This is a genomic window from Streptomyces sp. 3214.6 (assembly GCF_900129855.1).
Lineage (GTDB): Bacteria > Actinomycetota > Actinomycetes > Streptomycetales > Streptomycetaceae > Streptomyces > Streptomyces soliscabiei.
Genome location: NZ_LT670819.1, coordinates 4677571 through 4696021, shown reverse-complemented (window position 1 = coordinate 4696021; position 18451 = coordinate 4677571). Strand labels below are relative to the sequence as shown.

General features: G+C 68.8%; 18 protein-coding genes. 3 read left to right on the top strand and 15 right to left on the bottom strand.

Going from position 1 to position 18451, the window contains the following annotated elements:
* Window positions 1-51: 51 nt before the first annotated feature.
* Window positions 52-2709, bottom strand: a complete 2658-nt coding sequence (locus B5557_RS21125) for a hypothetical protein (RefSeq protein ID WP_079660943.1) — start codon at window positions 2707-2709, stop codon at window positions 52-54.
* Window positions 2710-2761: 52 nt separating this feature from the next.
* On the opposite strand from B5557_RS21125, the gene B5557_RS21120 reads away from it, so the two are divergent.
* A complete protein-coding gene (locus B5557_RS21120) occupies window positions 2762-3310 on the top strand; it encodes a hypothetical protein (RefSeq protein WP_079660942.1) in 549 nt (182 codons plus the stop codon).
* On the opposite strand, the gene B5557_RS21115 is transcribed toward B5557_RS21120, so the two are convergent.
* Window positions 3297-3479: a DUF397 domain-containing protein gene (locus B5557_RS21115; protein ID WP_079660941.1), complete on the bottom strand. Its 183-nt coding sequence runs from the start codon at window positions 3477-3479 to the stop codon at window positions 3297-3299. The genes B5557_RS21120 and B5557_RS21115 overlap by 14 nt on opposite strands.
* A 10-nt stretch (window positions 3480-3489) precedes the next feature.
* On the bottom strand, window positions 3490-4371 hold the full coding sequence (locus B5557_RS21110) for a helix-turn-helix domain-containing protein (protein ID WP_079660940.1): 882 nt from the start codon (window positions 4369-4371) through the stop codon (window positions 3490-3492).
* A gap of 218 nt (window positions 4372-4589) precedes the next feature.
* Here B5557_RS21110 and B5557_RS21105 point away from each other — a divergent pair, with 218 nt between their 5' ends.
* On the top strand, window positions 4590-5048 hold the full coding sequence (locus tag B5557_RS21105) for an ATP-binding protein (RefSeq protein WP_079660939.1): 459 nt from the start codon (window positions 4590-4592) through the stop codon (window positions 5046-5048).
* A gap of 104 nt (window positions 5049-5152) precedes the next feature.
* Complete coding sequence (locus B5557_RS21100; RefSeq protein ID WP_079660938.1) at window positions 5153-5812, top strand: Uma2 family endonuclease; 660 nt, start codon at window positions 5153-5155, stop codon at window positions 5810-5812.
* A gap of 36 nt (window positions 5813-5848) precedes the next feature.
* Here the strand turns inward: B5557_RS21100 and B5557_RS21095 are convergent, their stop codons facing one another.
* From B5557_RS21095 to B5557_RS21040, 12 genes are all read right to left on the bottom strand, one after another.
* Complete coding sequence (locus B5557_RS21095; RefSeq protein WP_079660937.1) at window positions 5849-6112, bottom strand: hypothetical protein; 264 nt, start codon at window positions 6110-6112, stop codon at window positions 5849-5851.
* Between the two features lie 45 nt (window positions 6113-6157).
* Complete coding sequence (locus tag B5557_RS21090) at window positions 6158-7699, bottom strand: WhiB family transcriptional regulator (protein WP_079660936.1); 1542 nt, start codon at window positions 7697-7699, stop codon at window positions 6158-6160.
* 133 nt (window positions 7700-7832) lie between these two features.
* Complete coding sequence (locus B5557_RS21085; protein ID WP_079660935.1) at window positions 7833-8483, bottom strand: hypothetical protein; 651 nt, start codon at window positions 8481-8483, stop codon at window positions 7833-7835.
* Window positions 8480-9553, bottom strand: coding sequence for a hypothetical protein (locus tag B5557_RS21080; RefSeq protein ID WP_079660934.1), 1074 nt, complete (start codon window positions 9551-9553; stop codon window positions 8480-8482). The genes B5557_RS21085 and B5557_RS21080 overlap by 4 nt, the downstream gene beginning before the upstream one ends.
* Window positions 9550-10101 carry a hypothetical protein gene (locus B5557_RS43775; protein ID WP_159424407.1) on the bottom strand — a complete coding sequence of 184 codons (552 nt, stop codon included), beginning with the start codon at window positions 10099-10101 and terminating at the stop codon, window positions 9550-9552. The genes B5557_RS21080 and B5557_RS43775 overlap by 4 nt, the downstream gene beginning before the upstream one ends.
* Window positions 10102-10207: 106 nt before the next feature.
* Window positions 10208-10837 (bottom strand): hypothetical protein, encoded by a 630-nt coding sequence (locus tag B5557_RS21070; RefSeq protein ID WP_079660932.1) that lies wholly within the window; start codon window positions 10835-10837, stop codon window positions 10208-10210.
* Window positions 10838-10877: 40 nt separating this feature from the next.
* Window positions 10878-13067 (bottom strand): hypothetical protein, encoded by a 2190-nt coding sequence (locus B5557_RS21065; RefSeq protein ID WP_173877710.1) that lies wholly within the window; start codon window positions 13065-13067, stop codon window positions 10878-10880.
* A gap of 98 nt (window positions 13068-13165) precedes the next feature.
* Window positions 13166-13759, bottom strand: a complete 594-nt coding sequence (locus B5557_RS21060) for a hypothetical protein (protein WP_231976426.1) — start codon at window positions 13757-13759, stop codon at window positions 13166-13168.
* 6 nt (window positions 13760-13765) lie between these two features.
* A complete protein-coding gene (locus B5557_RS21055) occupies window positions 13766-14524 on the bottom strand; it encodes a hypothetical protein (protein ID WP_079660930.1) in 759 nt (252 codons plus the stop codon).
* Window positions 14521-17514, bottom strand: coding sequence for an ATP-binding protein (locus B5557_RS21050; protein WP_079660929.1), 2994 nt, complete (start codon window positions 17512-17514; stop codon window positions 14521-14523). Before B5557_RS21050 ends, B5557_RS21055 begins: the two co-directional genes overlap by 4 nt.
* Before the next feature lie 87 nt (window positions 17515-17601).
* Window positions 17602-18087, bottom strand: coding sequence for a hypothetical protein (locus tag B5557_RS21045; RefSeq protein ID WP_079660928.1), 486 nt, complete (start codon window positions 18085-18087; stop codon window positions 17602-17604).
* A gap of 64 nt (window positions 18088-18151) precedes the next feature.
* The gene (locus B5557_RS21040) at window positions 18152-18415 is read right to left on the bottom strand and encodes a hypothetical protein (protein WP_079660927.1); all 264 of its coding nucleotides are present in this window, start codon (window positions 18413-18415) and stop codon (window positions 18152-18154) included.
* Window positions 18416-18451 lie beyond the last annotated feature (36 nt).

Genomic DNA, 18451 nt, shown 5'->3' with positions numbered 1-18451 from the left:
AAGGGGCCCGGAGTTTCGACTCCGGGCCCCTTCGCTGTTGTTCACGGCCGGTCAGTCGCCCATGCCGACGGTCGGGGTCGGGGTCGGGGGTTCGTGGCCGGGCGGCTGTTGCTGCGGTTGCCGGGCGGGGGCGGACGGTCGGGTCGTAGCGCCTTGGGGCATGCCCAGCTGCCAGAGGTGGGAGCCGGGGACGGAGGGGGTGGGGGCCGCCTCTTGGACTTGGCCTCGGGTCTGGTTCTGGCTCGGTTCCGGGCGACGCCAGCGTTCCGGGACGGTCGGTGTTCGTCGTACGGCGGTCTCGTCGCCGGCTGCTGCCGCCGCGACGGCGCGGGCGCGCAGGGCGCTCTGGCGGGCGATCGGGGAGAAGCCGGGGGCCGCGTTGCCGGTCTCGGACGGCAGACCGCGCACGCCCATCCGGTTCAGCTCGCCCTGGATTCCCGTCTCCGGGGCGAACACCTCGCGCGGGAGCTGCCAGGAGGCCGCGCCGTCCACGTCGACGCGGTGTTCGTGGCCGTCCACGGCGAAGGTGAGGCCGTAGCCGATGTACTGGTCGTCCCTGTCGAACAGCAGGTCCCCGGAGATCTCGCCGCCCCGGTCGCGCACCGCGTTCGCGAGGTCCTGGAGGGCGGGCGGGAGCGGGTTGGTGCGGCCGAGGCTGGTGACGTAGCCGTCGCCGCGGGCCATGTGCCGCTCCTTGGTGTCCTGGTCGACGTAGGGGACCTGGAAGCGGGTGACGCCCTGCTCGTCCTGGTAGGTCTCGATCGCTCCGACGCGGGCCTCGACGAAGGACAGCCGCTTCTCGCCGTTCTCGCCGTGGCCGTACTTCTCCTGCATCGCCGGGAACTGGACCTGGTGCTGGAGCGCCGGCGGCGGCTTCGAGCCGATGATCGTGACGTGGGCCTCGCGGTTCTGGATCAGGATGATCTCCGCGTTGGCGACGGCGGTTCCGCCGGAACCCACGACGATCCACTCCTTGGCGGCGTGGGCGTCGAAGCGGCTCTCGGCGACCTCGTCGCCCAGCAGCGCCCGCCCCGGCGCCGCCTCACGTGCGGACTCCCATTTCCGGGTCGAGTCGAGGGCGGTGAAGCAGTTGCCCATGCGGGTGGCGGCGTCGGGCTCCAGGCCGGATATAAGGGCGTCCTTGAGTGCTGGGGAGGCGTTCAGGGCGTCGAGCACGGTACGGGTGTCCGCGCCGCCCCGCTCGGCCTGCGTCAGCCAGGCGCGCAACTCACCCGCACCGGCCGTCCCCTGCCCCTCCAGCTCCCGGAGCCGGTCGCCGATCAGCCGTACGGCTTCGGCGCGGCTCTCCACGGCGAAGTCGCCGCGCGGCATGCCCGGTACGACCTCCGGGGTCAGACCGGTGGCGATGCTGGGGGTGCCGTCGCAGGCCACCCAGAGGGGGGCTGGGCTCTCCTTGCCATCCTCGCCCAACGGGCGCACCTCGGCCAGGAGTTCGCCGTTCCGGCCAAGCCGCAGCCGGGCGTGGCCGTTCACCAGGTCGCCCTGGGTGGCGAGTTGGTCCTCCCAGACGCGGACGGCGTGGATGGAGATACGGTGCCGGGGATCCTCGACCGCCGCGTACGGGTCGACGCCCATCCACTGGGCGAGATCCCGGTCCTGGTCCGCGGATTGCACGATGCCGTCCCCGGGGTCCAGGTGCCACCGGCCGACGCCGTCGATCAGCAGCGCGTCCGGGCTGCGTCCGGTGAGGCTCGCTCCGCCGCCGATGACTACTTGGCGCAACGGGAACTGCCCGGCCGCGAGCTGCCCCGCCAGCGACTGCACGGTGCGCTGACTGACCTGGGCGCGGTACTCCGCCCACTGCGCGGCGGCGGGTGCCAACTGGTCGCGGGGGAGGGGGAGGCCGTTCTGGTCGTAGCCGGGGAGGGGCATGGTGACTTCCCGCCGGCCGATGAACGCCTCGACCTGCCGTTGGGCACGGACGGCTGCGTCGCGGGATGCCTGGAGGGCGGTGGCGTCGGCCGGGGGGAGTTGTTCTATGGGGTGGGCGAGGGCGTCGACCAGGCGTTCGGCATCGACGGAGAGGAAGTCCTTGGACGCAAGGTGTCTTGCACGAGCTGCCTTGGATTCGGCGTTGTAGGTGTCCGCCTCCGCCAAGGCGGCTACGGGCCTCATACCGCATCGGTCGAGCATTGCTGAGAGTTCGGAACGTGCCTCGGCCCGTTGCTGCTCGGGAAGTTCCACGTCGGATGCTCGGGTGGCGAGCCAGTTGAGTTCGCCTATGCGTCCGTGGTCCTGGCTCGACAATTCGGCGCGGTCACCGATTTCGGCCCCTTGGTTCAGGAAGTTCTCGCGCACAGGTGCCAGCCCTTGGCTGGAGCGGTCGCGTACGGCGACGAGTTCACCCACCTCGTGGGCGAGGACGCGGGACAGGTGTTCGCTCGGCAGACGGTCGGATAGCTGCACGATGTAGTAGCCCGACGTCGTGTTCGTCACCGTGTAGGCGATGGTGCCCATCTCCATAGGAATGGCATCCACGCAGATTTTGGCCGAGCCGCCCTGGGTGTCCTCCAGAAGGAAGTGCTCCCGTTCGTCCTTCGTGCGCGGTATTTTCGTGCACGAGCCGAACCGCTCTCCCAGGACGACGAACGCCACGGCCTCCAGATTGTGTTCCGCCGCCGCGACCAGCGTTGCCTGCCGGTCGCGCAGCAGTGCGGCAGTGGCCTCTTCGGACTCCGGTAGCAGCACGTCCCCCGTACCTTCCGTCTACATGCTCATCAACGGCCCGTAGGATCATGCCATGTTGACAGCGCGCTCAGCCTTTGAAGCACACCTCTACATGGATCTGCATCCTTGCGAGTGCGGATCTGGTGACTTCGAGCGCCAGCATCGTCTGGAACAGCACGGCGACGACATCGTGGCGGTGTACGAGGGTGCTTGCAGGCAGTGCGGCACGACTCGCCGTTTCACCTTCCGCATGGCTGAGGAGATTCCGCCTCCTCCTCCCGCGTTCGGCGGCTCGGAGCCGTCACAGATCATCGACCCGGGAGAGTTCGCTGAAATCGCCTTCCGGATCTCCGAATCAGCCGGAGTGAAGCTCCTCAACACACCTGAGTCCGAGCATTACCAATTGCGTGATGCGGTGGCTTATGCCGTTGCGGCGTTCGAAGAGATTCCCAAGTTCATTCCGCCGGGGGAGGATGCCGTTCCGGCAAGCGCCTTCACCTCCGAAGTAGGCAAGGCCCGCTATCGGCGCGAGCCGCGCAAGTTCGAGCGTGACATTCTCGAGATGAACATCAGGCAGGCTCGCGCAGTCCTCGCGGACATCGACGAGGTCAGCGCCCCCTGAGGTGGTGCAGGAGGCCTGCGAGGGTCTCCTGGGTGGTGGACAGGATGACGTCCGGGGTGTCGCTCTCGCGGAGGCGGATCGTTCCGTCGGGGGTGGGGGCGAGGTAGAGGCACTCGCCCTGGGGGCCGCCACTGAACGACGACTTCTGCCAGGTGAGTTGTTCAGGCACCGGGGCCTCCTCAAAGGGTGTAGAGCAGATGCTGGATGAGGGCCAGCGAGTCCTTCATGGAGTGTGCTTCCGGGGCCAACGATACGTTGACGGGGGCCAGGGCGTACTGGGTGAGGCTCTCGAAAAGTGTCCCGTACTGGGTCAGGCTGTCGCGGTCGCCCAGGTACTGGAAGCTGCCGAATTGTTCGAGCACCACGGTGCCCAGTTCGGCGACGGCGGGGATGACGTGTACGAAGTTGCTGGAGAGGGCGGGATGGGCCCGCGAGGTGAACGGGTAGATCTGCACGGTGATGTGGGGCAGCCGGGCCAGCTCGATGAGACGGAGCAGCTGACCACGCAGCACCTCGGTGCCACCGAATCGCATGTGCAGGGCGGACTCGTGGACCACGGCGTGCACGGCGGGCGGGTCGTCGCCGGTGAGTACCTGCTGTCGTTCCATACGGAACTCCAGAGCCTCCTCGACGCGTTCGAAGCCCAGGCCGGGGGTGGCGAAGATGGCTCGTGCGTAGTCCTCTGTCTGGAACAGGCCGGGGATGAGCAGGTGTTGGTGTACCCGTAGGGCCACGGCACCAGCTTCCAGTTCCGCCATGTTCAGCGGCCCTTGCTCCATGGGCTTCTTGTGGGCTGTCCACCAGCCCTTGCCGGTGGCCTCGGACATGGCGACCAGCGCATCGATATAGGTCTCATCTTTGCATGCGTAGAGGTGACACAACTCGCGGAGTCGCTCCGTGAGGATCGTCGTCTTCGCCGTCTCGATCTGGCTCAGTTGGGCCCGGCCCATACCGATCCGCTCGGCGGCCTCACCAGCACTCAATCCCGCTCGTTCGCGCAGTTGTTTGAGTTCGTAGCCGAGTCGTCGCTGGCGCTCGGTGATGGTGGTGCGCAGTCCCACGGGTTACTCCTCGTCCGGTCGCCCAAAGTCTCTCCGGATCGGGTGAGTTCGTCCACTGATCTGAGTGACTAGCTTGAAAATTGTAAACCCGTGTCACTACCTTGGGTGTGGAATCAGTCACGCACTGAAACCATCCAATGTCTGCTGCCCATAAGCCGACAGAGCACCCACACCCTGTGGGCGACGCCATCGCCGGGCATGTAAAGGAGCCGCCCGCCATGAACCCCGCCCGTCGTGCCGCCCACCGCCCAGCTCAACTCACCTGGGAATACAGCCTGTTCGCCCCCGCCGACGTCACCTCGCCCCGCGTGTGCCGGGACTTCGTCCGCGCCGTTCTCTTCACTCATGACCGGGAGTCCCTCGTCATGCCGGCGGCCCTGTGCACCTCGGAGCTCGTCACGAACGTGCACCTGCACACCAAGGGCACCGCCATGCTCCGTATCCGGCTCTCGCCGGGCGGTCTGCGGGTCAGCGTGTTCGACGAGAGTCCTGACCCGCCCGTCGTCACGTACCCCGCCGCCGGGGCCGTCGCCTGTTGGGGGAGAGGGCTCGCGCTCGTCGAGGAGATGGCGGATGTGTGGGGTGTCGCCGATGAGCGGGCTGGGCGGTATGCGAAGGGGGTGTGGTTCGAGTTGGGCGGGAGCGGTAGATCGTTTCTTCGTCGCTCGAACGGGTGAACAGGGTCTATTTCCCCTGGTCGGTCCTATTGCAGTACCTACCGTGATCGCGTCGCTTGTGCCCCAAGGGACGCCAAGCCCACACTTGAGGAGGTGATGCCGCCATGACCGCTCTTGCGCACGAGAGGCCCGAGACGATGCCTGACACCATGATCGAGCCTGTGTCCCTGCCGGAGAACGGATCCGACCTGGACGAGGTCGTCTGGCAGGCATGGAAGGCCATGGAACTCCCCGAGGGCTACCGCGCTGAGATCATCGAGGGAGCCATCGAGGTGTCGCCCACCGGCCGCTACTCACACAGCCAGATCATCTTCCTGCTCGACGAGGCGCTGGGAGAGTTTCTGAAGGGTGGCGATTTCGCCACCCGGAACGACACGAACGTTATCCACGAGGGCTCCGCATGGGTCCCCGATCTGTTCGTCGTCGCCAGGGACCCTGAGCGTTACGTGACGGACGACGGCCTCGGCCTCACCGCCGCCGGAGTGCGAGTCGTCTTCGAAGTCGCCTCCCCTGGCACACGCAGCCTTGAGCGTGACCGTGTGAAGAAGCGCCGCGAGTACGCTCGCGCCGGCATCCCCGTATACGTCCTCATCGATGACTACGACGACCAGGGTGCCGTCACCCTGTTCACCGGGCCCTGCCCCGACAAGGCCGACTGGGAGGACATTCATCGCGTGCCCTACGGGACGGACGTCAGCATCCCCGAGGGCCCCGCGAAGGGCTTCGTCATCGGTGAGGCGATCACCGGGCCCAAGAGGGGCTGAATCCGAAGCGGAAGTCCAGGCGGAAGCCGAAGCCGCTCAGCCCAGTTGTTCCGTCGTGCCGTCCGGGTGGATCAGGAGGCGGATCGCGCCGCCGTAGCGGTTGTCGGTGATCGTGGCCGGGGTGGGGGCTCCGAGTTGTTGGGCTCGCTGCTGGAGGATCGACAGGACCACGTCCTGGATGTCGCCGTAGGGCGGGGCGGTGACCGGGACGCCGTCGATCAGGCCGGCGTTGGGGGAGAAGACGTGCACCTGGGCGTCCGCCGTGGCGGGAGGCGGAGGTGGCGGCGTCGGTTCGGTCATCGGGGGTCTCGGTTCCTTCTCGCTCGGGTCCGGCTCGGGTCCGGCTCAGGCGCTCTTCGCCTCGTCCTGATCGGGGACGTCCGCGGTGACGTCCATGGCGACGTCCACGGTGCGAGCGTACGTGCCGCGGGCGAGGCGTTGCAGGCGGCCCGACTTGACCAGCGCGGACAGGACGTTACTGATCGTTTTCGACGGGTCGCCGTAGATGCCGGGCGGGAGTGCGCGCAGGACGTCGCGGGCGGAGAAAGGGCCGGGAAACGTGGACACGGCTGTTTCCACGGCGGCCCGGATGCTGGGGGCGGCCGCGTGAGCCGGGAGGGGGGTGGACTGGCGGGCGGTGCCTGCGGTCGTTCCCCCGGAAGGGGTAGTCGGGTGCGGGAGGCGTGCCCGGATGCCCTGGAGCGCGGCGCGGATCGGCTCCAGGCGGACCTCGTCGCCGTCCGAGGTCGCGGCCAGCATGGTCGCCACCTTCTCGATGTTGGCGAGGGAGGAGGCCAGTTCGCGCAGCAGCGGTTCCAGGAAGTCGCGGCGCAGGGCCGCCACCGGGTCGGTGGTGGCGAGTTCGACGGAGACCGAGCCCGTCAGGGCGCGGAGGGGGCTGCCGGTGGCGGGGGCGGTGGAGGTGCTGGGTGCGGTGGGACCGGAGGAGCGCCGGCCTGCGTCCTCGGGGGGCGGGGCCAGTGCCTCCACCGCCTTGCGTACGGCGCGGAGGTTGTCCGGCAGCTCCGAGGCGATGTCGCCGCCGGGCACGCTCGCCAGCATCGTGAGCAGCTGCTCGAGGCTGTCGAGCGTGGGCAGGGCAGAGCGGACCAGGGGGGCCAGCAGAGCCTGTCGTACGGCCTGGGCGGGATCCTCGTACGAGAAGGCGATCCGCTGCCCGGACTCGGCCGCTGCCATGTCCTCGCTCCTGCTTTCCGGGTGTGCGTGCGGGTGGGGATGTCTGTCGCTGTGGGGTGACTGTGCGGCGGTGTGCTCGTGCAACTGCCTCGGTATCGCGGGCAACTGCCTCTGATAGGAGGCTAGTTGATCCTGACGGGCGTCGAACGCGTCGAGGACCTGCTCCAGTTCGGGCAGGCCTCGCTCGGCGGCGTGCCGGGCGGCCGCGTCGGTGGTGCGGGAGCGCAGCCGGAGCAGTCGGCGGGAGGTGTCGCCGGAACCGGAACCGGAGCTCGTGCCGGTGCCGGTTGCGGAGGCGGGGCCGTCCGTCGGGTGGGTGGGCAAATTGCCGTTCGTGTCGCCGATGGCGAGGGCGCGGCGGATCCAGCGGCGGTCTTCCAGCGTGGTCGCGGCCGCGTAGCCGTAGGGCTCGGCGTGGGCGACGGCGTCCTGGAGGCATTCCGCCCACAGCGGGCAGGAAGCGCACAGGTCACGGGCGGTGCGGAGCAGGACCAGGTGCTGGTGGCGCTGTTCGGGTGAGGTGTCGGGTGAGGCGTCCGGGATGTCCGTCGACGCCTCCAGCAGCGGGTGCTGGAAGACGTCCGGTCGGCGCTGGCAGGGCAGGGCGGCGTCGGGTATGTGGGCACCCGCCGTCGACCCTCGTACCGGCCCGCGCGCTGGGCGCGCGTGCAGCACCGTATGGCTGGCCATACGCATGTGTGTTGTCCCCCGTGGTGATCCGTGATCGGAGGGGACTCTAGAACGACCCGTCAACCAGGTGCAACGCATCTGCAAAGCATGTGCCGATCTGGCACAGTGACGAGACGAAAAGTTCACACGAGCCTCAACTGTCCGTCGGGTCAGTGGCTTTGTGCGGCCGCAGGCGGCCGAGTGCCCGGCGGGAACGGGCCACAACCGCTTTCGCGGTGCTTCCGCGCAGCGCCAGGACCGCGATCACGGCGAGGAAACCGACCGGTACGCCTGCTTCTGGCAGGAACATCCCGACGACGGATGCGATGACGAGGATCACATCCGCGAGGAGCACGGTGACGCCGCGTCGGCCCGGGTGATCCTTCACCATCCACGCGCCGAGGAGGGCCATGCCGGCGAGGGCCCAGTAGCCGAAGGCGGCCTGGCCGGTGACGGTCGCACTGGTGGACGCGCGGACGGAGTCCCCCACCGCGGAGAAGTAGCCGGTGAACGCGGCGGAGAGGATGGTCGAGCCGAGGCCCAGGAGGAGCTGTGTGCGGCGGCGGAGCAGCCAGACCACCGCGCCGACGAGGATCAGGGCGCAGACCGTGACGAAGCCGGAGCCGCTCTCGGAGGCTATGGCGAAGAGGGTGTAGGCGGCGGCGAGGCCGAAGACGATCCGCGGAAGGAGCTTGACCGCCCAGGGGTCGTTTTCGTCCTGGTGGAGGAGACGGCGGAGTGTCTGGGCCAGGTTCTTGGGCGGCGGGGGCGTGTCTCGCCGCGCGGTCTTGCCTCTCGTGTTCATCCCAACCCCGTGCCTGTGGCTTGTTTTCCGAGAGAGGGCTCGGGCGGGGCCACCGACTCGACGGAGGGGCCAGAGGAATCTGCTTCGAGCTTGACGGGGGTGGGTTTGAAGCCCATCTGCCACACAGGCACGGCGGCCGTCGGCTTCTCGGGCTGTGCCGGGGCTTCCACTGCGGGTGTCTCGGCTTCCGGGGCCTTCGGCTCTGTCGCGCTGGAGGCGGTGCCGGCTTTCTCCGCAGCTCGTTCGGTGCGTTCGGCTGTCACCGACGCGCATTCGGCGGCCACGGCTGCCTTACGCGCGATGGGGTCCTGCGTGGGGTACGCGGCCGGGTCGACGTAGTGAGGGAGGGTGGGGTCGTCGACCTGCACCTGAGCGCGTACCGTGTTGGTGCCGATCTCGGCCCGTGCCTCCGTCGGCCAGTCCAGGGGCGCCGCGTAGGCGAAGTGGATGTTGTCGAGGCCGACGTTCGGGTTGGTCTGGAGGGTCGGGAGCTCGCGGTTGTACAGGATCGAGCGGGTGTGGGCGGTCTCGGCGAACACGACGACAGGGCCTTGGGAGGCCTCGGCGTAGGTCTGGGAGATGCTGCCCCAGCAGTCGCGGGCCCACTCGTATGTGAAGCCCTTCTCGTCGCCACCGAGAGCCTGGCGTACCGCGTCCTCGAAGAGGTACATCTCGTTCAGTCGGCGGCCGCCCTCCGTCGTTTCGAGGGTTCGCGCCGAACCCGCGTCGCGGTCATTCTCGATGCGTGCCCAGGCCTCGGCGACGTACCGGTTGTCGAGGACGTGGTCGCCCTTCCAGTTCGCCGGGGCTTTCGGGTGATTGGTGCCGTGCGACCAGAAGGCGCTGGTGGGGCTGGTGCCTTCCGGAGGGGTGACTCCCTCCGGGTCCCTGGTCAGGGCGTCGATGTATTCCTTGACGGGCATGCCTGCGGCGGCCGCCTCCGTTTTGAGGCGGAGGACTATGGCGGTCGCGCCTTCCCGTGATCTCGCCTCCGCGGCCCGCCCGGCCTCTTCGTTGGCGAGTTGGATCGCGAGGTTCTCGACCTCCTGGGGTATCAGGGGAGCGCTCACAGGTCTCCGATCTCAACAGGGTGCGGATAGAACTTCAGGGACAGATTTGCGGCCCCGTCAAAGAGGTCCTGTGCGGTGCCCGCGGCCAGGCTGATCTCCATGACGATCATCGGGCTGGTGCTCTCCGTCCCCAGCCAGTAGGCGAGCCGATGTGGATCCTTGTGCGTGAGTCGGAAGTCGCGTGATCCGACATCGTGACTGCCGAGGTTCTCGGGGAAGTCATCGGCATCCCAGGCACCTTCCCAAGTCGGTTCCCCCAGCACAGCGCAGGCAGCAGCCAGGTACACCGGCCACGTACGTGCCGCTGCTGCCAGTACTGCAGGGTTGTCGTCAGCCGTCTCGGCCCCGGCGCCCCAAACCCAGTGGCTGACGTGGGTCACCGGGGCCCAACTGCCGGCGAGGTTGTTGAGGGTGAACGTGCCGCCGCTGTCGGTACGCACCTGGAGCACTCGCTCAAAACTGGTCGGCACCCAGTTGAACTGCGCGCACCACATGTCCAGGCCCTTACCCGGGTAGGGCGGGCCGGACCATACGGTCGGCCAGTCCACGTCGGCCAGTCCGCGTAGCTCGGTGACCAGCTCCTGCGGGGTGCGGTCCTGAGGTCCAGAAGTGAGGCCCATGATCAGTCTCTCGTCTCGGTGGTCGGCACAGTCGTCACAACAGCCAGCCGGGGCCGTCGTCCTCGGCGTCGGCCGGCCCGTGGCAGGCGAGGGAGATCGTCGCACTGCCCGGGCCCCAACCCGCCGCCGTACCCGCCGCCAGGTTCGCCTTGAGCACGAACAGCGGTGCTCCCGGCGTACGGAAGGACCACACCGCCAGCCGGTAGGGGTCGCGGTGGACCCCTCGCCACTCCGCGTCCCGCCAGTACCCGCGTCCCGGGGAGTCGGGGAAGCCTGCCGTGTCCCAGTCACCGGACCAGGTGGGCACGCTCAGCACCGCCTGGACGGCGGTGACGTACGCAGGCCACTTGGCGGCGGCGAGCGCCATCAGGGACTCGTTCTCCGCCGCCGCGCCCGCCCGGACCGACCACAGGGCGTGCTCGACGCGGGTCACCGGGCGGGCGGGAGCCACCGAGGCGAGGTGGAGGCGGGCGCCCTGGGCCGTACGGACCCACTGGCCCGCCTCGAACCACAGCGGTCGCCAGCCGAACCCCGCGCACCAGTGCGAGCGCTTCTCCTCGTCGTCCGGCACCCCCGCCCACACCGTGGGCCAGTCCACCTCGACGAGCCGCTCCAGTTCCGCGACCAACTGGTCGGGGGTGCGGTCGGCGGTCAGGACGGGCATGGGTGGCTCCTCTGATGCTGCTTACGGGCAGGGGGCGGGGTCAGACGCGGCCGCTGGGGCCACGCGGGTCCCGGGGCGGCGGGGGCGCCGGGGCCACGGGGGGCGTCTGCTGCCGCGGCGCCGGCGGTGCCTCGGCCGGTGCGGGCCGGGGGCGTGGCGCCGACGGCTGCGACTGCGGCGCGGGAGCCGGGCGGGACTCGGTCGGCGGCGTGGACTGCTGCGGGGCCTGCTTGGCACCCGAGTCGCTGACCCGGCGGCCGCGCCTGGGGGTGGGAGGCGACTGGGCCTCCTGCTCCTCCGGCGGGCGGTTCCTCGCCTCCTGGGCCTCGCGTGCCCCCTCCGCCGACCGGTACGCGGTCTGCCGCTGCTCCTGCTTGGACTGGCCGAGCCAGCCTCGCTTCTGCAGTGCGGCGCGGCCCCGGCCCTTGTTGGCGAACTTGTCCACCGCCCAGGCGCCGCCGCGCAGCGTGCTGCCGGCCGCGCGGCCCGTGCCCTTGGCGGTGGTGCTCGCGACGCGGCCGCTGGCGCGGGCCGAGCCGATGGCGAGGCCCGGGGCCATGGCGGCGGCCTTGTCGAAGGTGGCGTTCGCGCCGTCCCGGATGCCGAGGGTGTCCTCGCCGCCCGCGACCTGCGGGGTGAAGTTCCCGGCGAGGAGCTTCTTCAGCATCATCACGACGGCGACGGTGACCAGCAGCAGCATGAGCAGCTGGGTGCCGAGGGCGATCTGCGCGGGCAGGATCATCTGGTAGAGGACGAGCAGGACGGTCAGGATCACGCCGAAGCCGGCGCGCAGCACGAAGCTGTGGATGAACGTCTCCAGCCAGCTCTTCAGCAGCTTCTGCTGGGAGGGGTGGATGCCGAGCGTGGCGACCAGCGGCAACAGCATGATCAGGATCAGTGTGACTGCGTGCCACAGGAGGGTGAGCGCGCTGAGCGCGAGGACCATCACGCCGACGATGAAGGCGGCCACGAGGGAGTAGAAGGCGATGCCCACCCGGTCGGTGGCGTTCTTGCCGGCCCAGTCGTTGAAGGCGACCGGGTAGAGCTTCTTGTCCGGTACATCCTCGCCGCCGGCGATCTCGATACGGATGGTTTCCCAATCCCCGAACTTGTCTCCGTTCGGCTTGTCGTCCCCGCGTTGGTCATCGACGTTGGTCCAGGACTGGGCGACCGCTTGGCGCACGCGGAGGTCCCCGCAGCGGGGCGTGCCTTTCTCGCCCCAGTAGCAGTCGTATTTGGTGTCACTGCTGAAAGTGCAGGTCCCGTCCGTGCCGGAGACCTTTCCGTTGCTGTCTTTCCTGAAGACGCAGTTCGCGCCCACATCGCCGAACTGGCCCATGGCCCAGGGGCGGAAGGCGAGGGTGTCGTACATGGCGCAGCTCGACAACCGGAGACCTACCTCTCCGGGCAGGCCTTTGCCGTTGTTGGGCAGATCGCAGGGGCTCTGCATCTTGCCCGAGACGCCCGCGAGTACGGTCGAGCTGAGTGCGGAGTTGGCGCTGGCGATCCATTCGTCCGAACTCTGTACGACCCTGTCGTAGTTGTTGCCGGTGAGGAAGGCCATCACCGCGATCACGGTCAGAGCGGTCCAGGAGACTCCCGCCCACACCTCACGCATGTCCCCCTTCCGCCACTTGGTGAACACCCAGAGGCCGACCAGCAGGATCATGACCGTGAGGGCGGGCTTCAGGACGTTGTCACGGAGGGTCGTCACCACGTTGTCGCGGCCGGTGTAGAGGCCCGAGAAGGGGCTCGGGTTGGAGGCCATCTCCTTGATGGAGATGGAGAACCGGGTGAGCACCTTGGTGCCGTAGAAGACGGCGTCCGCGATCCCGTTGTTGACGTAGGCCATGACCTTGCAGGAATCGGCTCCGCTGCCCCACGTGCCGTTCTTCTCGGCGGCGTTGCCCCTGCCCTTGAAGGTCATGGACCAGTTCAGGCCTCGCATGCCGTTCAACTCATACAGGGTGTAGCGCTGGGCCTCGCCCTTCTCCACCTTGAAGGCGCCCTTGACCGTGCCCTTCTCGTCGCCGAGGTTCTTGGAGCCGCCGCCGTCCTCCCACTGCACGACAGCGGGCATGATGCCCTCGCCGTTACTGCCCGGCGAGTCCATGTGGTAGCTCTCGTCGCCGGTGAAGTTGCAGGAGAAGTCCGCGTACGCCGAACTCGGCGCGGCCAGGGTGAGGGCGATCAGCGCCAGCACCACGAAGAGGCCGGCACGGGCGGCCACACCGGCTTTCCGTATTCGACGGCTCAGTGCGTTGCGCGGATGCATCTGTCTTCCTTCGGGGTACGCGTGGGCAAGGTTGAGGTGCTCGATGTGCGGGTTCAGTCGCCGAAGTAGTTGCTCAGCACACAGCCGTCGACCAGGCCCGGAGACTTCTGGAAACCGCTCGGTGCCGAGAAGTCCGGATCGCAGGTCAGGAACAGGAGCTCGGACTTCTGCAGTTCCTGGATCGCCTGGCTTCCGACCGGAATGACCGCGAAGTCCTGGCCGACCAGGAATTTCTCGTTGTGCGCTTTGGCCGCGGTCTGGAACTTCTTCATGTCCGCCACGGACAGGAGGGCGACGGGGTCATTGGATCCGTCGCTGCACACGCCCCGTTCCTTGATGCCCCAGGACGGGTCCGCCGCCTCGTCGGCGCCCCACGCGGTCTTGTCGCCGTCGTGGTTGGCGTCGTAGTCGGCGCCCGTCTTGAGGTCCAGGCAGGGGGTGTGCTTGTTCACGTAGTACGCGATGGACGCCAGGTCCGCCGCCTTGGGCAGGCCGCCGCCCGCGTCCTGCCCGGTGCTGCCGGAAGAACTGGCGGTCGGGCTTTCGCTCCCGCTGTTCTCGCCCTTGTCGTCGTTGCTTCCGCACCCTGCGGCCGCCGTGAACGCGACGAGTGTGACACCGATGGTGAGTGCTTTCCCGAGTTTCATGTCTGCCTACTGGTCCAGGGGATCGAGGAGGTAGTTGGTCAGCACGCAGCCGCTCGCCTGCGCGTCCTTCTTGACGTATCCCTCGGGAACCTTGAACTTGGGGTCGCAGTTCTCCACCAACATCCCGGCTTCGAGCAGGGTCTTGCTCGTCTGCACGTTCGTTGGGTCGATGATGAAGTCAGCGCCGACGAAGAACCGCCCGTATGTCAACGAGCCGGTCCAACCCCCCTCTTTTGCCAACTCCTGGGCCTGCTTGCGGTAGTTCTCCTGGAACGCCTTCATGTCGCCAAGCAGGTAGATGACCCAGCCGCCGATGTCGGACCGGGTTTCTCCGCAGAAGCCGGACTTCCTGATCCCCCAGGCGTCCTTCTCGGCTGCTTGGGCCTCGGTGTCGTCCTCGTCCGAGGGGCCGAGAAATCCCTCTGCGGGTGTGCCGTTCGCGCTCTCGTCCTCGGTGAGGTTGTTGCACGGGAGCCCCGCGCCGGAGATGAACTCCTGGACGTCTCTCAGCGTCTTGGCGCTGGGAAGGCTCTTGGACGCGGAGTCCGAGCCCGATCCGGAGGCGGCGGAGGAGGAGGTGGCTGAACCCTTGCCGTCCGAACCGGAGCCGGAGTCGGAGTCGGACCCGCACCCGGTCAAGGCGGTGAGCAGGGCCAGGGAGACGATGCCCGTGGTCAGGGGCTTGGTCAGGGGCTTGGTCAGGGGCTTGGGCAGGGACATGGGGGGACGGGCCTCCGGGGACGAGGTGGGGTCGGGCGGGGTCATACGGCGGCCGATTCCTGCGTGGCGGGCTGGGAGGCCGCCGGGTCCTCCTCCGCCTCCTGCAGGAACGTCCAGTCCCAGACGCTCAGCGGGGGGTTGATGCCCTGGCGGGCCGGGCGGGTGGTGCCGTTGGTGTCGGTGGCGGCGAGGATCTCCTTGAAGACCAGGTCGACGGCGACCGTGCCGACGCGCTTGTCCGCGTCGCGCTGGAGGCAGACGCCCGTGCGGAGTTCCTGCAGGGCGGCGATGACCTTCGGGTCGTTCTCCGGGCGGCCCAGGAGCGGGGCCACCAGGGAGGCTTCCTGCGCCGACTTCTGCTTGAAGGCGAAGACGGTGTGGATCTGGTTGGCGCCGCCGCTGCGGGCCTCGGAGTCCTCGATCTGGACGAGGTCGATGGCCTGCTGGGTGATCAGGACGGTGACCGCGAGGTAGGAGCGGCCCTGCTTCAGCGCGCGGCGCATCAGGTCGCGGCCGGACTCGGTCGCCGTGACGACGTACGCCTCGTCGACGAAGAGCGCCTTGGGGCGCAGGCCGATCTCGCCGGTCACCGGGTTCTTCTCGTAGCCGACGTCGAGCATCTGGCTGCCCAGTTCCACGACCGCCATCAGGGCTGTCGCCGCGAGGCGTTCCGCCGGGTTCCAGTTGCGCGGGTCGGAGGCCGCCGGCGACTGGAAGCCGCGCAGGGTGATGACGGTGCGGCGCTTGCGCATGCTGGAGAGGGGCTGCGGGTGCTCGGCGAAGGCGAGCCGGGCGTAGGGGAGGGTGCGCAGCTCGGTGAGGAGCATCTGCGCGAGCTTCAGGTCCTTGATCGCCTCGCGGTCGCCGCTGGCCACCGCGTGGTCGTACGCCGCGACGACCTCGTCGACGACCTGCCACAACGTGGGGCGGGGGACGGCGAGTTCGGCGTCGCGGGCGGTGTAGCCCTGCTCGACGGCCTGGCGGATCGCGGAGTTGTAGCGGCCGATGACGGTCGCCATGCCCTCGATGACGGGGAGGCGAACGCGCTGGTAGTCCTCGTCGCCGAGGAAGCCGCGGAGCATGGACTCGGCGAGGAGGCGGCCGGCGGGGACGTCGCGGGCGATGACCCACGGGTCGAGGACGCCCGCCTGCCCCTTCAGGAGGTCGACGACCTCCGTCTCCGCCCAGAACTCCGGGTTCACGGGCTGGAACCGGCTCTGCGGGGTGCCGAGGAGGCCCTGTTCCGCGTCGCCCGCGAAGGCCGGGTCGTTCACCTGGGCGCCGAAGGCCAGGTAGTAGCACATCTGGGCGAAGTCGGTCTTCGGGTCGATGACCAGGCAGCGGACGCCCGACTCCGACTCCTCGTAGAACTTCTGCAGGGCCAGCGACGACTTGCCGCCGCCGGACGCGCCGACGATGGCCAGGCCACCGCCGTCGTTGCGGGCCGGACCGACGTGGAGCGAGTAGTGGACCGGCATCTTGCCCGCCCAGCCGACCAGGTTGCCGACCCAGCCGAGCCGCTTGCCCGACCGCTGCTCGGGGTTGTCGCCCAGCTCCGTTCCGGCCGTGGGAAGTCCGGCGCCGAGCTGCTCTACCTCCTGGAGACGGAGATACGGCGCGATCGGCAACTTGGGTGCGTCGCCCGGAAGTTGGGACTGGAGCAGCCGCCACTGCTGGCGGGTCGGGCGCAGCAGCGTGACCTTCAGGTCCTGCTTGAACTGCATCTCCAGGACGCGGCGCCGGCGCTCCAGCTCCTTCACGTCGTGAGCCGAGATCGTGAAGCGGATCTGCGCCTCCATGCCCGGCATCTTGTGCTCTTCGATGTCGTCGACGAGCTCCTGGGCGCGGGTGACCTGGGTGGCCAGCTTGGTGTCGGGGCTGCGGCCGGAGTTGGCCATGTCGTTCATCTCGTCGACGAGGTTGCCGCGGATCTTGTCGGCGCGGTCCTTGAACTTCAGGTACGGGATGAGCGTGAACCGCATGTCGATCTCGACGGGGAAGTCCACGTGCTGGGCGGCGTAGCGCGCCCAGGCCGTCGACTGGCGGAAGCGGGTCTCCGCGGGCCAGTTGGCGGCCACGAGTGTCGTGGTGTAGCTGGTCTGCTGCTCGCCCGTCACCTCGTCGTACTGGTGCAGGACGATGTGCGTCTTGCGGTTCTCGCCGGAGAAGTCGACGACCAGGTCGAACTGGTTGGGACCCCAGGCGCGCGAGCCGAGCACCGGCTCCGGCGGGACCGGCAGGTCGCCGTGGAGCGGCTTGCGGATCAGCCAGACGAGCTCCTCGCGGCTGAGCGGGGTGCCCTTGAGGCCCTCCAGGCTCTCGTGAACCTCGACGGCCGTCTGCGTCCACTCGGCGAGGACGTGCGGGGAGAGGTACTCGTCGGCGACGCCGGTCGCGGTGGCGGCGGCCTGGTCGGCGGCGCCACGCACGCCCTGGAGGAGGCCGGGCTCGTCGTACGGCTCGTCGTCCTGCGCCAGGACACCGGTGCCGCCGCTGGTCCGCTTCAGCGAACCCAGCTTCACCAGCAGGATGTTGCGCTCCCGCTTGGCGCCGATGCGCTCCTGGTACTCGGCCTTGCGCAGGTTGTACGCCTTGTAGTTCTCGGTGGGCTCCCAGGCGATCGCGTTCAGCTCCTCCGCCCAGGTCAGCGCGGTGATCGGCTGGTAGACCTTGCGGTAGTGGCACTCGACGTTGCGGTCGCCGCGGGCCAGGTTGAGCAGACCGCGGGCCGGACCCTCGGCCATCGCCTGGAGCTCGCCGGCGTTCAGGTACTCGTCGATGGCGTTGGGCAGGACCATGCCCGTCCACACCGAGTCGCCGTGCACGAAGATCATGTCGTCGGCGTAGCGGTAGGGGAGACGGAGGTCCTCGCGGCGGGCGGACGCCGAGGAGCCGGACGGCCTGGAGCGGGAGGAGGACGACTGCCTGGAGCCGCCCTGGCCGCCCTGACCGTTCTTCTTGCTCGACGAGGCGGCCATGATCATGGCGACCACGAAGAAGGCGGCCGCCCCGCCCAGAAGGATCAGCATGAACATGGAGGAGTCACCTGCGGTGGTCGACGTGAAGGACGTGAAGGACGTGAGGGAGGAGAGGTGAGGGAGGAGAGGTAGGAGAGGTAGGGGTCAGCGGTAGGTGGAGAAGGCGCTGCCGCGTGCGGCGGCGGTCCGGCGCGCGGCGTCGTAGCGGGCCTGCCAGCGCGGCGAGCCGGGGGTGAAGAGGATGACCTGCCAGTGCAGCTCTTCGGGCTCCTGGTCGGCGGCGAGGCCCTGCAGGCGTTTGGGCTGGAACCACCAGTCGGTCCACACCACGAGCTGCTGGCTCAGCGTGAGCGCCGAGGGCAGCGGCCGTCCCCAGACGAAGTAGACGGCGAACGGCGGCCCGAAGTAGAGGATCGACGTCCACATCGACATCCCGAGGAACGGCAGGAACGCCGACATCGTGAACAGCGCGATGAGCCAGATCAGCCCGAAGCCGAAGGCCGCGCCCAGTGCGGGCAGCAGCAGGCCCGGCAGCGGGATGTTGCCCCAGTTCCAGATCCGCTTGGGGCGGTTGACCAGATCGGTGTGGTCGTACGCGACCAGCGGCTCCGGCGGTGCCTCCTGGCTCATGCTTGCGAACTCCCCTGGTAGGGACGGCTACTGACGGACCGTCGGGCAAGGCCCGGACGGTGGGTCAGTTGCCGCCGCCGATCTGGCTGCCGAGGCCGATCAGTACGCCGGCGAGGCCGCCGGCGCCACCGATGATCAGGGCGGCGAGCGCGATCATGCCGAAGCCCTGGAAGGCCTCGCGCATGCCGTCTCCGCGCTTCATCGACATCAGCATGCGGATGCCGAGGATGAGCAGGGCGATGACGGCGACCATGGTGCCCGCGTTGCGGAGGATGGTCTCGATCTGCCCGAACATCTCGTCCAGTGTCGTACCGGCTGCCAGGTACATGGTGATTCCTCTCGGGTGGTGGAGCGGTGGTAGGTG

Excerpts from the sequence above, each read along its gene's own strand:
- B5557_RS21120 (WP_079660942.1), top strand. The coding sequence starts at position 2,762 with ATGTTGACAGCGCGCTCAGCCTTTGAAGCACACCTCTACATGGATCTG.
- B5557_RS21105 (WP_079660939.1), top strand. The coding sequence starts at position 4,590 with ATGAACCCCGCCCGTCGTGCCGCCCACCGCCCAGCTCAACTCACCTGG.
- B5557_RS21100 (WP_079660938.1), top strand. The coding sequence starts at position 5,153 with ATGACCGCTCTTGCGCACGAGAGGCCCGAGACGATGCCTGACACCATG.
- B5557_RS21095 (WP_079660937.1), bottom strand. The coding sequence starts at position 6,112 with ATGACCGAACCGACGCCGCCACCTCCGCCTCCCGCCACGGCGGACGCC.
- B5557_RS21090 (WP_079660936.1), bottom strand. The coding sequence starts at position 7,699 with ATGGCCAGCCATACGGTGCTGCACGCGCGCCCAGCGCGCGGGCCGGTA.
- B5557_RS21085 (WP_079660935.1), bottom strand. The coding sequence starts at position 8,483 with ATGAACACGAGAGGCAAGACCGCGCGGCGAGACACGCCCCCGCCGCCC.
- B5557_RS21070 (WP_079660932.1), bottom strand. The coding sequence starts at position 10,837 with ATGCCCGTCCTGACCGCCGACCGCACCCCCGACCAGTTGGTCGCGGAA.
- B5557_RS21060 (WP_231976426.1), bottom strand. The coding sequence starts at position 13,759 with ATGAAACTCGGGAAAGCACTCACCATCGGTGTCACACTCGTCGCGTTC.
- B5557_RS21055 (WP_079660930.1), bottom strand. The coding sequence starts at position 14,524 with ATGACCCCGCCCGACCCCACCTCGTCCCCGGAGGCCCGTCCCCCCATG.
- B5557_RS21050 (WP_079660929.1), bottom strand. The coding sequence starts at position 17,514 with ATGTTCATGCTGATCCTTCTGGGCGGGGCGGCCGCCTTCTTCGTGGTC.
- B5557_RS21045 (WP_079660928.1), bottom strand. The coding sequence starts at position 18,087 with ATGAGCCAGGAGGCACCGCCGGAGCCGCTGGTCGCGTACGACCACACC.
- B5557_RS21040 (WP_079660927.1), bottom strand. The coding sequence starts at position 18,415 with ATGTACCTGGCAGCCGGTACGACACTGGACGAGATGTTCGGGCAGATC.